Annotated in this window: 17 protein-coding genes; 11 read left to right on the forward strand and 6 right to left on the reverse strand. The window is 63.2% G+C overall.

What is annotated here, in order from left to right:
• Positions 1–147 precede the first annotated feature (147 nt).
• The 11 genes from hslO (at position 148) to hemH (ending at position 9,508) form a co-directional block, all read left to right on the forward strand.
• On the forward strand, positions 148–1,023 hold the full coding sequence (hslO, locus tag LU493_RS15680; RefSeq protein WP_275288738.1) for an Hsp33 family molecular chaperone HslO: 876 nt from the start codon (positions 148–150) through the stop codon (positions 1,021–1,023).
• A 253-nt stretch (positions 1,024–1,276) separates the two neighbouring features.
• Positions 1,277–2,857 carry a phosphoenolpyruvate carboxykinase gene (locus LU493_RS15685; RefSeq protein ID WP_275288739.1) on the forward strand — a complete coding sequence of 527 codons (1,581 nt, stop codon included), beginning with the start codon at positions 1,277–1,279 and terminating at the stop codon, positions 2,855–2,857.
• A 145-nt stretch (positions 2,858–3,002) separates the two neighbouring features.
• Complete coding sequence (msrB, locus tag LU493_RS15690; RefSeq protein ID WP_275288740.1) at positions 3,003–3,500, forward strand: peptide-methionine (R)-S-oxide reductase MsrB; 498 nt, start codon at positions 3,003–3,005, stop codon at positions 3,498–3,500.
• 355 nt (positions 3,501–3,855) lie between these two features.
• Positions 3,856–4,227: a 30S ribosomal protein S6 gene (gene rpsF, locus LU493_RS15695; RefSeq protein WP_275288741.1), complete on the forward strand. Its 372-nt coding sequence runs from the start codon at positions 3,856–3,858 to the stop codon at positions 4,225–4,227.
• Positions 4,228–4,260: 33 nt separating this feature from the next.
• Complete coding sequence (rpsR, locus tag LU493_RS15700; protein WP_013333281.1) at positions 4,261–4,488, forward strand: 30S ribosomal protein S18; 228 nt, start codon at positions 4,261–4,263, stop codon at positions 4,486–4,488.
• 12 nt (positions 4,489–4,500) lie between these two features.
• On the forward strand, positions 4,501–5,352 hold the full coding sequence (locus tag LU493_RS15705; RefSeq protein ID WP_275288742.1) for a hypothetical protein: 852 nt from the start codon (positions 4,501–4,503) through the stop codon (positions 5,350–5,352).
• Between the two features lie 15 nt (positions 5,353–5,367).
• Positions 5,368–5,814, forward strand: a complete 447-nt coding sequence (rplI, locus tag LU493_RS15710; protein ID WP_275288743.1) for a 50S ribosomal protein L9 — start codon at positions 5,368–5,370, stop codon at positions 5,812–5,814.
• A gap of 152 nt (positions 5,815–5,966) precedes the next feature.
• Positions 5,967–7,355, forward strand: coding sequence for a replicative DNA helicase (dnaB, locus tag LU493_RS15715; RefSeq protein ID WP_275288744.1), 1,389 nt, complete (start codon positions 5,967–5,969; stop codon positions 7,353–7,355).
• Positions 7,356–7,425: 70 nt separating this feature from the next.
• Positions 7,426–7,719 (forward strand): hypothetical protein, encoded by a 294-nt coding sequence (locus tag LU493_RS15720; RefSeq protein WP_275288745.1) that lies wholly within the window; start codon positions 7,426–7,428, stop codon positions 7,717–7,719.
• A 117-nt stretch (positions 7,720–7,836) separates the two neighbouring features.
• Positions 7,837–8,139, forward strand: coding sequence for a DUF6482 family protein (locus LU493_RS15725; RefSeq protein ID WP_275288746.1), 303 nt, complete (start codon positions 7,837–7,839; stop codon positions 8,137–8,139).
• Positions 8,140–8,470: 331 nt separating this feature from the next.
• Complete coding sequence (hemH, locus tag LU493_RS15730) at positions 8,471–9,508, forward strand: ferrochelatase (protein WP_275288792.1); 1,038 nt, start codon at positions 8,471–8,473, stop codon at positions 9,506–9,508.
• Positions 9,509–9,621: 113 nt separating this feature from the next.
• Here hemH and LU493_RS15735 read toward each other — a convergent pair whose 3' ends face one another.
• Genes LU493_RS15735 through LU493_RS15760 form a run of 6 tightly spaced genes read right to left on the reverse strand, consistent with a single transcriptional unit; the run spans position 9,622 to position 15,461 of the window.
• Entirely contained in the window at positions 9,622–10,017 is a 396-nt protein-coding gene (locus LU493_RS15735; protein WP_275288747.1) for a Na+/H+ antiporter subunit G, read from the reverse strand.
• A gap of 15 nt (positions 10,018–10,032) precedes the next feature.
• Positions 10,033–10,302, reverse strand: coding sequence for a K+/H+ antiporter subunit F (locus LU493_RS15740; RefSeq protein WP_275288748.1), 270 nt, complete (start codon positions 10,300–10,302; stop codon positions 10,033–10,035).
• A complete protein-coding gene (locus LU493_RS15745) occupies positions 10,296–10,793 on the reverse strand; it encodes a Na+/H+ antiporter subunit E (protein WP_275288749.1) in 498 nt (165 codons plus the stop codon). The genes LU493_RS15740 and LU493_RS15745 overlap by 7 nt, the downstream gene beginning before the upstream one ends.
• Positions 10,790–12,301: a monovalent cation/H+ antiporter subunit D gene (locus tag LU493_RS15750; protein WP_275288750.1), complete on the reverse strand. Its 1,512-nt coding sequence runs from the start codon at positions 12,299–12,301 to the stop codon at positions 10,790–10,792. The genes LU493_RS15745 and LU493_RS15750 overlap by 4 nt, the downstream gene beginning before the upstream one ends.
• Entirely contained in the window at positions 12,298–12,645 is a 348-nt protein-coding gene (locus LU493_RS15755; protein ID WP_275288751.1) for a Na+/H+ antiporter subunit C, read from the reverse strand. Before LU493_RS15755 ends, LU493_RS15750 begins: the two co-directional genes overlap by 4 nt.
• Positions 12,645–15,461, reverse strand: coding sequence for a monovalent cation/H+ antiporter subunit A (locus LU493_RS15760; RefSeq protein ID WP_275288752.1), 2,817 nt, complete (start codon positions 15,459–15,461; stop codon positions 12,645–12,647). Before LU493_RS15760 ends, LU493_RS15755 begins: the two co-directional genes overlap by 1 nt.
• Between the last annotated feature and the right edge of the window lie 186 nt (positions 15,462–15,647).

Here is a 15,647-nt window from a genome sequence, read left to right on the forward strand (position 1 = left end):
TCTCGAATCTCGAATCTCGAATCTCGAATCTCGAATCTCGAATCTCGAATCTCGAATCTCGAATCTCGAATCTCGAAGCTCGAAGCTCGAAGCTCGAATCTCGAATCTCGAAGCTCGAAGTCCAGATATACATACCAGGCAGTATTCATGACCGACCAGATACAACGTTTCCTTTTTGACAACACCAATGTCCGTGGTGAAGTCGTTTCCCTCGAGCAGGCCCATGCCGAGGTCCTCGAGCGGCACGACTATCCCCCGGCGGTCACTCGCCAACTCGGCGAGCTGCTGGCCGCCGTGGCGCTGCTCACCGAGACCGTCAAGCTCGATGGCACCATGAGCATCGAGGTCAGGGGCAAGGGGGCCCTGTCGTTGTTGATGGCCGAATCGAATCCCGGGGGCGAGCTGCGCGCCATCGCCCAACTGGACGAGAACGCGGCGATTCCTGATGATGATGCCGGTTTTGCCGAATTGCTCGGTGAGGGCCAGATCACCATCACCCTGGACCCTCGGGAAGGGCGTCGTTACCAGGGAATCGTCACGCTGGAGCAGGACAGCCTGGCCGGATGTCTGGAAGATTACTTCAGTCGCTCCGAGCAACTGCCCACGCGACTCTGGCTGGCCGCCGATCAACAGCGTTGTGCCGGTTTGCTGCTGCAGCGCTTGCCTGACGAATCCCTGGATCAGGATGAGGATGCCTGGGAGCGCATGGTCCACCTGGCCGCCACGCTTACCGCCGACGAACTCCTGTCGCTGGAGCAGCATGACCTGCTGCATCGTCTCTTCCATGAGGAACAGGTGCGGGTGTTCGATCCCAAGGCACTGTATTTCGGTTGCAGCTGTTCCCGTGAGCGCATTGCCGGCGCCCTGCTGAGCCTGGGCGACGAGGAATTGCGCGACATCCTGGCCGAGCAGGGAGGAATCGCCACCCAGTGCCATTTCTGCCATACCCGCTACCAGTTCACCGTCGCCGAGGTGGAGGCGATGCTCGACGATCCGGAGGGGCCGCCGCCGACGGTCCACTGAGCCGGGAAGAAAGGTCGTCTGGTTGAATCGTGAAGTGATCGGTCATGATGTAGTAGTAAAACTACAAGAACGTCGGGCAACGTCGGCGTTTCCCGGCGGCCGGGTTTTTGCCATAATGCGCGCCACTCATCCTCACGCGGACGTCGCCGAACACGAGACGGGTAACCGCATGCGGCGTTCGAGGGATGGGCAGACACGCGTCCAGGACGCCCGGCAAACGAGAGAGAATCGGCCGTAAGGCCCAGGAACCGACATGACCACGACTCAAGCCGTTCCACAGGCTGCCAGTGCGCAGTCCGCCACCGCCCACGTCAACCTCAGCAGCGCCGAGTTGATCGAGCGTGCCGTGGCCAATGGCGAAGGCCGTCTGGCGGCCAATGGCGCACTGGTGGTGAATACCGGTCAACGCACCGGCCGCTCGCCCACGGATCGTTTCATCGTCGAAGAGCCGTCCACCAGCGGCCAGATCGACTGGGGCAGTGTCAACCGCCCGTTCGACGCCGACAAGTTCGATGCCCTGTGGGGGCGCGTCGAGGCCTATCTGAGCGCTGGTGAGCGCTATGTGTCCGAACTGCACGTGGGCAGCGATCCGGTCCACTACCTGCCGGTTCGCGTGACCACCGAAACGGCCTGGCACAACCTGTTCGGTCGCACCATGTTCGTGCGCCCCGAGCCCTATAATCCGTCGGCCAAGGATGAATGGGCCATCCTCAACGCTCCCTTCTTCGAGTGCGATCCGGCGCGTGATGGCACCAACTCCGATGGCACCGTGATCATCAACTTCGCCCAGAAGAAGGTGCTGATTGCCGGCATGCGCTATGCCGGCGAGATGAAGAAGGCCATGTTCTCGGTGCAAAACTTCCTGTTGCCGGCGTCCGACGTGCTGCCCATGCATTGCAGCGCCAACGTCGGTGAAGATGGCGAGACGACCCTGTTCTTCGGCCTTTCAGGGACCGGCAAGACCACCCTGTCCGCCGACCCGTCGCGCTTTCTGATCGGTGACGACGAGCATGGCTGGGGCGTGGGGACCGTCTTCAACGTCGAGGGGGGATGCTACGCCAAGTGCATCGATCTCTCCGAGAAGAACGAACCGGTGATCTGGAACGCCATCCAGTTCGGCACCGTGCTCGAGAACGTGGTGCTCGACGACCGTCGCCAGCCGGATTATGCCGATGACAGCCTGACCCAGAACTCGCGTGCCGCCTATCCTCTCGAGCATGTCGAGAAGCGCGTGGTCGAGAATCGTGCCGGCGAACCGAATGCCATTGTCTTCCTGACTTGCGACATGAGCGGCGTTCTGCCGCCGGTTTCCGTGCTCTCCAAGGAAGCGGCCGCCTATCATTTCCTGTCCGGCTATACCGCCAAGGTCGGGTCCACCGAGATGGGGTCCTCAGAGGGGTTGGCGGCTACCTTCTCCACCTGCTTCGGTGCTCCCTTCTTCCCGCGTCCGGCCCGGGAGTATGCCGACCTGCTGATCAAGCGCGTGGCCGAGAAGGATGCCCAGGTCTATCTGGTCAATACCGGCTGGACCGGTGGCGCCTATGGTGAGGGCGGGGCGCGCTTTTCCATCCCTACCACTCGCGCCATCATCCATGCCATCCAGTCCGGCGTGCTGCGCGATGTGGAAACCAGGCGCATCGAGGGCCTCAATCTGGACGTGCCGACGGCCGTGCCGGGCGTCGACTCCCGTCTGCTCGATCCGCGCGAGACCTGGGCCGACCAGGCGGCCTATGACCGCCACCTCGAGGAACTGGCCGCCAAGTTCGTCGATAACTTCAAGAAGTTTGAAGGGGTCAGCGAGGCGATCGTCAAGGCCGGTCCCCGTCTCGACTGAGATTGCGTGCATGGGCGCCGTCGAACGGCGGCGCCTCCGGAGGGTCGAAGGCGGAGAGGGGAGACCCTCTCCGCTTTTTCGTGCAGGCTGGTGTCGGCGGCCTGTCACGAATCGGTGGGCCACTTGCTGGAAGAGGAGTCGTGCCATGCAGCGTCGTCACTTTCTCGGCCTGTTGGGTCTCGGTGGCCTGGCCGGCCTGGTCCCGAGCCTGGCCGGTGCCCGCCCCAAACCGGATCTGTCCCCGGCGCCAGGCCTCGAGACGCTCGAGCTCAGCGAGGTCGAATGGCGGGAAAGGCTCAGCGAGGAACAGTTCGAGATACTCCGGGAAGCGGGCACCGAGCCGGCCTTTTCCAGCCCGCTGGACAAGGAGACCCGTGAAGGGGTCTATCATTGCGCCGGTTGTGATCTGCCGCTGTTCGAGAGCGGCATGAAGTATGATTCCGGCACTGGCTGGCCGAGTTTCTTCACCCATATCGAGGGGCATCTGCTCACCGAGCGAGATCTGGTGCTGCTGATACCGCGTACCGAGTACCACTGTGCCCGCTGTGGTGGCCACCAGGGCCATGTGTTCGATGATGGACCCGAGCCCACCGGCTTGCGTTGGTGCAACAATGGGCTGGCGCTGACCTTCGTACCGGCTTAGCGACGAGCTACGAGATTCGAGCGGCGAGCCGGGCTATCGCAGTTAAGCGTTGTCGCTCGGGCTGATCCGTCGACAGGCCTGCGAGGAGGCGCTGTGAATCCTTCCCTGGAGGCTACCGATGCCATCCATGGCATCGGACCCCCTCTTCGGCCTGTCCCCGGCGCCCCTCGCCAGATCCAACTGCGATACCCCTTGAGTTGCGAGCCTTTGGCTTGCGTGCATTCCGCGTAGTCTATAGAATACTTGCGCCCGTTCGTCCAGCGAGCGGGCGTCGTATATTCCGAGAACCACCTCCTTGCTTCCCCTGGGGTGCACAACGCCTCCACCGGAAGCTGCCAAACCGCAAGGAGAATCCATGCGTCATTACGAGATCGTCTTCATGGTCCACCCGGACCAGAGCGAGCAGGTCCCGGCGATGGTCGAGCGTTATACCGGCATCGTCACCGAGAACGGCGGAACCGTGCATCGTCTCGAGGATTGGGGGCGCCGTCACATGGCCTACCCGATCAACAAGATCCACAAGGCTCACTACGTGCTGATGAACGTCGAGTGCAGCGGCGAGACTCTCGATGAAATCGAGAACATCTTCCGTTTCAACGACGCCATCATTCGCAGCCTGGTGGTGCGCTGCAAGGAAGCCATCACCGAAGCTTCACCGATGATGAAGCCGGCCGAGGACAAGCGTGCGCGTCGCGACGAAAAGCCGCGCGCCGCCGAGTCCGCCTGAGCCCAACCGTCGCACGTTTGAAGGAGTCTTCACATGGCACGTTTTTTCCGTCGCCGCAAGTTTTGCCGTTTCACCGCCGAAGGCGTGAAGCAGATCGACTACAAGGATCTGGACACGCTCAAGGCCTACGTCACCGAGACCGGCAAGATCGTTCCCAGCCGTATCACCGGTACCAAGGCTCGCTACCAGCGTCAGCTGTCCACCGCCATCAAGCGGGCACGCTACCTGGCGCTGCTGCCTTACACCGATAGCCACCAGTAAGCTGGCGAGCCGATGCTGCCTGTCGCTCGATGGCTGATGCAGGGGCTGCCCCAGGCGACAATCGGGGCAGCCATCAGCACCCTGGTGCCCTGGCTGTTCTGGCTAGGGGCAGCCATCGCAGCGTTGGTCACGTTGCGAAGAGGACTGTCGCCGGCCCTGCCGGTGATCGTCGCCGCCGCCTTGCCGGCGGGATGGTGGTGGAGCCAGGGGGATGTCATTCCCCTGGCCAGTGTCCTGCTGGTGACCCTGATGGCGGTAGTGCTGCGCTCCCGGATGCGCTGGAGCGAAGCCTTGGTCGTCGGTGCCCTGGGAGGGGCGCTGATGATCCAGTCGGGGATCTTCCTGCCGCCTGGCGGCGTCGAGCCTCTACTGGAGCAACTACGCCAGGGCGCGCCGGAGATCGCGACGATGCTCGACGATCTGGCCAGTCAAGGCATGGATACCAGGCAACTCGCCAATCTGTTGATCGGCGGAGTCACCGGCCTGGTGGTGCTGCTGGTGTCGGTGGGGTGCCTGGCGCTGGCCAGGGGCTGGCAGGCCGGGCTCTATAACCCCGGCGGTTTTCGCGAGGAGTTTCATGCCCTGCGGCTGGCGCCTCGTGAACTGCTGGTGCTGTTGGGGGTTGGCCTTGCCGGCGTGGTGCTCGACCTGCCCGGGCTGGGCATGCTGGTCTGGGTTCCGCTGCTGGTGGCCGGCATCGCGCTGGTACACGGTTTTATTGGATTGAAGGGAATGCATGGGGTGTGGCTGGGCATCTTCTATGTCCTGCTGATCTTCACCTGGCCCATGATTCTCATCGTGCTGCTCGTGGCCCTGCTGGATTCGTTCGCGGACTTCCGTGCACGACTCGGCCGCGGCCACTGACAAGAGGTTAACGAGATGGAAGTCATTCTGCTCGACAAGATTGGCAAGCTGGGCGGTCTGGGTGACCAGGTCAACGTCAAGCCCGGTTATGGCCGCAACTACCTGGTGCCTTACGGCCTCGCCGTGCCGGCCACCAAGGACAACATCGAGGCTTTCGAGGCCCAGCGCGCCGAGCTCGAGGCCGAAGCGGCCGAGCGCAAGGCCGAGGCCGAGGCTCGCGCGGAACAGCTCAACGACATCGAACTGTCGCTGGTCGCCAAGAGCGGCGATGAAGGCAAGCTGTTCGGTTCCATTGGTCCGCGTGATCTGGCCGAGGCGATCTCCTCTGCCGGCATCGAGGTGGCCAAGAGCGAGGTTCGCATGCCGCAGGGGCCGATTCGCCAGACCGGCGAGTACGACATCGACCTGCACCTGCATGCCGAAGTCGACGCCACCGTGCGCGTGGTGGTCGTGGGCGAGTAAGCCCGACCAACGACGTCCACGTTGATGTCCAGGGGCGCGAGGGCTATCCTCGCGCCCTTTTTTGCTTGCTCGAGAGCCACCACCGAGGCATGGGGTCATCTTTCCCCTTCGGGTAGAATGGTGGCGCCGATGTCGCCAAAGGCCCCGCCGTCATGAATGAACCCCTCGAGATCGACAAGGAAACCGCGGCGCTCAAGGTGCCCCCTCACTCGCTGGAGGCCGAACAATCGGTACTCGGCGGCCTGATGCTCGACAACCCGGCCTGGGACAATGTGGCCGACCGGTTGGTGGCGGATGATTTCTACCGCTATGAGCATCGCCTGATCTTCAACGTCATGGGCCAGCTTGCCGAGGAGGCTCGTCCCATGGACGTGGTGACGATGTCGGAGGCACTGGAAGGTCGCGATCAACTGGACACCGTGGGCGGCCTGGCCTATCTGGCGGAACTGGCACGCAACACGCCGTCGGCGAGCAATATTCGTGCCTACGCCGATATCGTCCGTGAGCGCGCCACGCTGCGCAAGCTGATCCGTGCCGCCAACCAGGTGGCGGAAAGTGCCTTCGCGCCCCAGGGGCGACCTGCCGACGAACTCGTCAATGAAGCTGAGCGGCTGGTCTTCCAGATCAGCGAGGAGAGACCCAAGTCCGGTGGTCCCATCGGCATGAGCGATCTGCTGGCCAAGGCCGTGGATCGCATCGATGAACTGTTCAACATGCAGGGCGAGATGACCGGGCTCTCCACCGGTTTCCGGGATCTCGACGACATGACGTCCGGCCTGCAGCCTTCCGACCTGGTGATCATTGCCGGACGACCCTCGATGGGCAAGACCACCTTCGCCATGAACCTGGTCGAGCATGCGGTGATTTCCAGCGACAAGCCGGTGATGGTGTTTTCCATGGAGATGCCGGCGGAGGCCTTGATGCTGAGGATGCTGTCGTCGCTCGGCCGCATCGATCAGACGCGGGTGCGCACCGGCCAGCTCGAGGATGAAGACTGGCCGCGGCTCACTTCGGCGGTGAATCTGCTCAAGGACAAGCAGTTGTTCATCGACGATACGGCGGCCCTGTCGCCCAACGAGATGCGTTCGCGCATCCGGCGGGTGGTGCGTGAACATGGCAACCTGTCGTTGATCATGATCGACTATCTGCAATTGATGCAGATCCCCGGTTTCTCCGAGAACCGTACCGGTGAGATCTCGGAAATATCGCGTTCGCTGAAGGGCCTGGCCAAGGAGTTCGGTTGTCCGGTGGTGGCGCTCTCCCAGCTCAACCGTTCCCTGGAGCAGCGGCCCAACAAGCGCCCGGTCATGTCGGACCTGCGCGAGTCCGGCGCCATCGAGCAGGATGCCGATATCATCGGCTTCGTCTATCGTGATGAAGTCTACAATCCGGATAACCTGGACAATCAGGGGCTGGCCGAGGTCATCATCGGCAAGCAACGTAATGGCCCCATCGGCACGGTGCACATGGCTTTCATCGGCAAGTACACGCGTTTCGAGGATCTCGCGCCCGACAGCTATGGGGGAGGTTTCGGCGAGTGAGCCGCGACGCTTGAGCCGACGGACGAGCCCCGTATAATCCGATTCCCCAACAGCATACTGGAGGAAGACCATGGCAGGCGGATTCCGGCGCGGCAATCGTCGCCGCGCCCCGAAACTCGAGGCGCGCGGCGAACTGCAATCGGTCGAGCGGGAAGGGCCGTTCAAGGAATGGCTGGGCATGCCCGACCTGTATCGCTACCAACTGGTCGTGGATGGCGAGCACTACAGCTATCAGACCGAGGATGCCGAGCTGCCCGTCGAGATTGGCGATCGGGTGGTGCTGCGCTACAAGGAAACCAAGGCCGGCAACTGGGTCGATCGCAACTCCCTGGGCAAGGCCATCGATCCCTCGGAATACCAGTAGGGAACCCCCGGTCCCGCTATCAGTCATAGAGGCGACACGGATCGGTCATCCGGATGTCATGCGATATCCCCAATCTGGAGCCGATCCACCCAAGTCGACTCCCTGATGGAGGGATTCATGGACCTCAATGACCTCAAGGCCTTCGTGGCCCGACACGACAATTTCGAAATCCGCGTGATCGGCCATGCGGGCAATCGGTTCTACCAGGTGGAACTCGAGGACGTGGAAGGCCAGCGTCACATGCTGGCCCGTGCCGGCAAGCCGGTACTGTTCCGTTCCCTGGACGATGTCTACCTGGAGCTCAAGCGTGCCGGAATACACCGCGCCTACCTGGTGGAACAGGTGCCCGAGGACGAGATGATCGGCCACCGGGCTCGTTATCATGACCCACTGAACGCGCGCATGCCGCTGGTCTTCTGAACGGCGCAGCGACCCCTGTATTACCCCTTCCCACTGATACCACGATCACGACATTCGGCTCCGATGCTGGCGAGCCGATATGGTCTTCTTCGACTGCCTTCACGAATAGCTGCGTCGACCGTCGGGCCTTCCTCATGCGGGCTACGGCGGAACCTTGCGCTGACTGGAGGCCGATCCATGGGCAATCGATCCATGTTTCTTCTTGATCAATTCTTGTACAAATCAAGTTGATAGTATAAGTCTATTCTGCCGTCCGCACCGTCGATGATATCCTTGTGCCACGCTCACGCCCCGTACCACAGGAGACTTCGACATGGCATACCCCGAGGACATGGCACCCTCGCCGCAGACGCCTGACGGGCATCCCGAGCCTGTGGGGGGCAAGGTTGGCGTGGTCCTGGCCAACCTGGGGACTCCGGACGCGACCGACTACTGGTCGGTACGGCGTTATCTCAGCGAATTCCTCTCCGACCGTCGTGTCGTCGACTATTCTCCCTGGCTGTGGCAGCCACTCTTGCAACTGGTGATCCTCAGTCGCCGTCCCTTCGCTTCCGGAAAGGCCTATCGTGGCATCTGGAATCGAGAAAGGGACGAAAGCCCTCTGTTGACCATCACGCGCGAACAGACCGACAAGCTCGCGACGCAACTCGAACGTACCTATGGAGATCGGCTCGAGGTGGCGTTCTGCATGCGCTACGGCAACCCGTCGATCGAGAGTGTCCTGAAGCGACTGCAGGCCAACGGTTGTGAGCGAATTCTGTTCTTTCCGCTGTACCCGCAGTACGGCTCGCCGACGACCGCGACGGCCAACGATCAGGCTTTCCGGACCCTGATGACGCTCAAGTGGCAGCCGGCGATCCGGACCGTGCCGGCCTATTTCGAGCATCCGGCCTATCTCGAGGCCTTGAGTACCTCGGTACGCGAGGCCTATGCCGCCGCCGGCACTCGACCCGAGGTGCTGGTGGCCTCCTACCACGGCGTCCCCAAGCGCTTTCTCGACGAGGGGGACCCCTACTATTGCCACTGCCGCAAGACGACACGGTTGCTGCAGGAACAGCTGGGCCTGGATGACGATGCCATCGTCACCACCTTCCAGTCGAAGTTCGGACCCGAGCAGTGGGTGGGACCGGCTACCGTGGAGCATGTTGCCGAGCTTGCCCGGCAGGGCACCCGGCACATCGCCGTGGTGTCCCCTGCCTTTTCCGCCGACTGCGTGGAAACCCTGGAGGAGATCGAGGAGGAAATCCGCGGCGCCTTTCTCGATGCCGGTGGCGAGACCTTCACCTATGTGCCCTGCCTCAATGCCCGTGACGATCACATCCGGGCGCTGACGGCCATCGTCGAACGAGAACTCGCCGGCTGGCTATAAGTCGGCGGCACGTCTTCTACGCCGGCCACTCTCACTGAGCACTTCGACCGGGTTTGCGCACGAGCCGAATTTCGACGCTGTATGGTCGAGCACAGTACGTTGTAGACACCCTCTTAGTCGTGTCCGGCCTCGGAGTGGTGGGGCACCGGCGTTTTCCCGACTTCTTCGTCCCGTAGCTCGGCCGGCTGCCCCTGGGTCTTGTCCACGCGCTTGAGCTGCTGGTGCAGCCCCGTCTTGGCCAGCAGGTGGGCACTGACGGGGGCGGTGATGAACAGGAACAGGGCGATCAGCAGTTCCTGAATCACGGGGTAGTTGTCGATGATGCCGAAGTAGAGCATCGAGGCGACCAGGATGCAGCCGATACCCATGGTGGTGGCCTTGGTGGGGCCGTGCAGGCGCATGTAGAAGTCCCGCAGGTGGGTCATGCCCAGCGAGCCGATGAAGATGAAGGCGCCGCCGGCGATCAGGAAGAATGAAATCACGCCTTCCAGGAGTACATAGATCGACATGGTGGCTTGCTCCCGCTATTCGATGATGTCGCCGCGCAACAGGTACTTGCACACGGCCACGGTGCTGATGAAACCGAGCATGGCGATCAGCAATGCGGCCTCGAAGTATGTCTTGGTATTGAGCCACAGGCCCATCAGCACGATCAGCGCGATGGAATTCACGTACATGGTGTCCAGCGCCAGGATGCGATCCGGCATGTCGGGGCCGACCGACAGGCGGTAGGTGTTGAGCACAATGGCGATCAGCACCAGGGCCAGGCTGATCTTCAGCGCGATATCTAGCATTCGTAGATCTCCTTGAGCGGCCGCTCATAGCGCTCGTGGATCTGTTCGATGAGCGCGTCGTCATCCTCCACGTCCAGGGCGTGGATCAGCAGGGTGTCGCCGTCCATGCGCAGGTTGGCCGATACCGTGCCTGGCGTCAGGCTGATGGTGTTGGCCAGCAGGGTGATGGTGAAGCGCTCCTGCAGCATCAGCGGATATTCCACGAAGTGGGGGCGCGTGCGTCGCCAGGGATTGACGATCAACCAGGCGACCTCGAAGTTGGCGACGATGATGTCGCCCAGCACGCGGAGCACGAAGCGCAGCAGCAGGCCTGGACGGCGGACCCTCGGCTGGACATCCCAGAAGCGGTAGGTATACAGCGGAATGACCACCGCCAGGACACCGCCCAGCAGGATATGACCCGGCGACAGGCTGCGCACCATCAGCAACCAGACCGCCAGCAGCAGCAACGACAGCAGGGGAATGGGAAGCCAGCGTCGGGGCTTGATCATGGGGCGCCTCCGTTATCGGTCAGTAACGCGCTCACCAGGGCATCGGGATTGGCCAACTGGTCGGCGGTGGCTCGCGTATAGTCGTTGACCGGCCCGGCCAGTGCCACCAGCAGTGGCGAGGTGGCGAGCAGCAGGCTCACGCCGACCCATTGTTGACGAGGCAGGCGCTCGCCGCCTCGTTCGCCTTCATGGCTGCGCCAGAACAGCGTCGATCCCGCTCGGGACAGCGCGATGATGGCGCACAGGCCACTGATCAGCAGAATGGGCCAGAGCCAGGGGCGTTGCCCGGCGTCGGCGGCGTGCAGCAACAGCGCCTTGCCGATGGCGCCGGAGAGGGGAGGCAAGCCGGCGACGGCTGCCGCGCCAAGGAAAAACAGCCCCGCCAGGGCGCCCCCTTGGGTCAACGGGCGACCCTTGACGATGCGGGTGCCGGCCTTGCCGCGCTGCTGGCCGATCATGTCCGCCAGCAGGAAGAGGCCACCGGTTACCAGGGTGGTATGCACCAGATAATAGAGTAGCGAGGCGGTGGCCTCCGGCGTATCCATGCCGACCCCGGCGAGCAGCGTGCCGGCGGATACCAGAACGAGATAGGCGACCAGCAGGCGCAGATCCCGTGCTGCCAGCACGCCGATGGTCGCGGCGACCAGGGTGGCGAGCGCCATCCACCACACCCAGGGCTGCTCGAGGGAGGTGAGTTCGCCGGCATTCTGGCCGAAGACCAGGGAATAGACGCGCAGGATGGCGTAGACGCCGACCTTGGTCATGATGGCGAACAGCGCCGCTACCGGGGCCGGCGCGGCGGCATAGGCACGTGGCAGCCAGAAGTAGAGCGGCAGGATGGCGGCCTTGAGGCCGAAGACCACCAGCAGCAGCAGGGCGCCGGCGGTGACCAGGCCGCTGCGCTCGGCGGGCAGTTCACCGAGCCGTGCCGCCATGTCGGCCATGTTGAGGGTGCCGGTGGCGCCATAGAGGACCCCCACGGCAATCAGGAACAATGCCGAGCCGGCCAGGTTGAGCACTACATAGTGAACGGCCGACTGGATGCGTGACTTGCCGCCACCATGCAGCAGCAGGGCATAGGAGGCCAGCAGCAGCACTTCGAAGAAGACGAAGAGGTTGAACAGGTCGCCGGTCAGGAAGGCGCCGTTGATGCCCATCAACTGGAGCTGGAAGAGTCCATGGAAGTTGCTGCCTCTCTCGTCGTCGCCGCCGCAGGCGAAGATCACGCAGCCGATCGCCAGAATCGAGGTGAGCATCACCATCAGGGCCGAGAGCCGGTCCAGCACTAGCACGATGCCGAAGGGGGGCTGCCAGCCTCCGAGAGCGTAATAGGCGATTTCGCCATCGGCGGCCCGCAGCAGCAGCGCCAGGGAGATGGCGGTCAGTATCAGGGTGGCGGCCACGCTTGCAATGCGCTTGAAACGCGTGCTGCCGAACCGCGAGCGCAGCAGGATGACACCCATGACGAGTGGCAGGACAATGGGCAGGACGATCAGATGCTGTATCACCGACGCGACTCCTCTCGATCCTCGTGTTTCCGGCCATCGACATGGTCGTTGCCCATGTCGCCCCGGGCACGCATGGCCAGGATGACCGCGAAGGCGGTCATGGCGAAGCCAATGACGATGGCGGTCAGCACCAGGGCCTGGGGCAGTGGGTCGGCGTAATCACCATCACCGTTGACGACGACCGCGCCATCGGTGGTCAGACCGCCCATGGAGAACAGGAAGAGGTTGACCGCATAGGACAACAGCGTCAGGCCGACCACTACCGGGAAGGTCCTGCCCCGTAGTGTCAGGTAGAGACCACAGGCACTGAGCACGCCGGTGGTGATGGCATACAGGCTTTCCATCAGCTCGTCTCCTCGCTGGGGGTCGCGGTGTCGCTTTCCTTGCTCGGCCGGTGGGGCGTGGTCAGCTTGCCGAGGTTGGCCAGGATCATCAGCGTTGCGCCGACCACGGCCAGGTAGACGCCGAGGTCGAAGATCATGGCGGTGGCCAGCTCGAAGTCGCCGATCACCGGAAGGTGGAAGTGGCCGAAGGACGATGTCAGGAAGGGATGGCCGAACAGCCAACTGCCGATGCCGGTCAGCGTGGCCAGGCCGACCCCGGCGATGGCCACGGGCTGATACTGGAAGTCCAGGCGGGACTGGGCCCATTCCACGCCTCGGGCCATGTAGAGCAGTATCAGGGCCACGGCGGTGATCAGGCCGGCGATGAAGCCTCCGCCGGGCAGGTTGTGACCACGCAGGAAGATGAAGACGGAGACCAGAAGGGCCAGGGGCAGCAATGCCTGGGAAATGGTGGTCAGGATCATCGGATAACGATCCGGTGACCAGAGTCGGCCCTCGACATCGCTGTGCGGCATGAACAGGCGCAGGCGGTTGAGCAGCTTGAAGATCGCCAGGCCGGCGATCGCCAGCACGGTGATCTCGCCCAGGGTATCGAAGCCACGGAAGTCGACCAGAATGACGTTGACCACGTTGTGGCCACCCCCGCCGGGCACGCTGTTGTCGATGAAGAAGCCGGAGATGCTGGCATTGTCGCGGGTCAGGACGGCGTAGTTGAGGCTGGCGATGACCATGCCGAGTGCGGAGGCCAGCACGACATCGCGCAGGTTGCGTGGCATCGAGGACTCGCGGGGCGTCTTCTGGGGCAGGAAGAACAGTGCCAGCATCAACAGGATCATGGTCACCACTTCCACCGAGAGCTGGGTCAGGGCCAGGTCGGGGGCGGAGAAGCGGGCGAAGGTCAGCGAGACGAGCAACCCCACCATTGACAGCATCAACAACGAAATCAGGCGGTAGCGATGGGTGGCCACCGTGGCGATACCGCTGAACATCAACAGGATGGCGCCGGTCAGCAGTATGCCGTCGATATCGCTGGTCGGCTGGTCGCCGGCCAGGTTCGGCATCATGAACAGGCCCAGACCGGCCAGTACCAGTGCGGTGAGCAGCAACAGGCTCATGTAGCGTTGCAGGGAGGCATTGTCGAAGCGTCCGAGCAGTGTCTCGGCATGGCGACCGATGCACTGTACCGCGCTTTCGAACACCTGACGTGCATCCACCGGCTTGAAGCCCTTGAGGAAGCGTCGCAGGTAACGATGTCCCAGATAGGTGCCGATCCCGGCGACCAGGGCGATCAGGCTCATCAGCAGTGGCAGGTTGACGCCATGCCAGATAGCCAGATGAAATTCCATGGGTTCGCCGAGCACCGCCTGGGTGGCCAGGTCGAGCAGCCCGCCGGCCAGCGGGGAGGGGAGCAGCCCGACCAGGATGCAGAGCACTGCCAGCAGTTCGACCGGCGCCCGCATCAGGCGAGGTGGTTCGTGAGGCGGCTTGGGCGGGGCTTCCCGGGCGGGCTTGAAGAAGACGGCATGTACCAGGCGCAGCGAGTATGCGACCGACAGGATGCCGCCCAGCGTGGCCAGCACCGGCAATAGCCAGCTGATGCCGCCGAGCATGTCGGCCTCGGTGGCACTGGTGAAGAACATCTCCTTGGAGATGAAGCCGTTGAGCAAGGGAACCCCGGCCATGGCCGCCGCGACGATCGACGTCAGCAGGGCGGTGACCGGCATGGCCCGGCGCAGGCCGCCGAGGCGCGAGAGGTCGCGGGTGCCGGTTTCGTGATCGATGATCCCCGCGCTCATGAACAGCGCCGCCTTGAAGGTGGCGTGATTGAGAATGTGAAATAGCGCGGCCAGCACCGCCATGGGGGTGCCGATCCCCAGCAGGGCAGTGATCAGGCCCAGGTGGCTGATCGTGGAAAAGGCCAGGATGCCCTTGAGGTCGGTCTTCATCAGCGCGAACCAGGCGCCGTAGAGCAGGGTCGTCATGCCGACGAGGGTGACCACCAGGGTCCACAGCTCGCTGCCGGCGATGGCCGGGTGAAGACGAGCCATCAACAGGATTCCCGCCTTGACCATGGTGGCGGAGTGCAGATAGGCCGAGACCGGCGTGGGCGCGGCCATGGCATGGGGCAGCCAGAAATGGAAGGGAAACTGGGCCGATTTGGCGAAGGCGCCAAGCAGAACCAGGCCCAGTGCCAAGGGGTAGCGGTCATCGGCCAGGATGGCATCGCCACTGGCCAGTACCCGGTTCATGTCGAAGCTGCCGACGATGTCGCCGAGCAGCAGCATTCCGGCCAGCAGGGCGAGGCCACCGGCGCCGGTGACCGCCAGTGCCATGCGCGCCCCCTTGCGGGCGTCGCTGCGATGCGACCAGAACCCGATCAGCAGGAAGGACGACAGGCTGGTGAGTTCCCAGAACATCCACAACAACAGCAGGTTGTCGGCCATGGCGATGCCGACCATGGATGACATGAACAGGATCAGATAGGCATAGAAACGCCCGTAGGGTTCCTCGGGCGCCAGGTAGTAATGGGCATAGAGCAGGATCAGCAGGCCGATGCCCAGGATCAGCAGGTTGAAGAGCACCGACAGGCCATCCAGCCGGAAGGCAAGCTCGAGTCCGAGCGACGGCACCCAGTCGACAGCGAAGCGCAATGACTCGCCTTCGACGAGGGCGGGTACCTGCGCCAGTGTCAGCAGCAGGGCCACAGCCGGCAACAGTGCCGTGATCAGTGAACAGGTGGGGCGCTCGAGGCGCGCGCCGAGTGCCGGCACCAGCACCCCGACAAGGGGTAGCAACGCTATCCAGAGCAATGTCATCGACCGGTCATCCTTCGCGTGTGCGTGTGGCCAAGGGTGCTGTCCCGCCATGGGAGCTATCGACGACAAGCGCTGGGCTGCGCGTCCGTCCCTGGGGTGAACAGGCCCATCAATGGCATTTGTTTTCTACTCTAACGCAAAATGGACGCGTCTCGCCCCCTCTCTTGCCTTCAAGTGATGAAACTC

It is taken from the genome of Halomonas elongata, assembly GCF_029081005.1.
Lineage (GTDB): Bacteria > Pseudomonadota > Gammaproteobacteria > Pseudomonadales > Halomonadaceae > Halomonas > Halomonas elongata_B.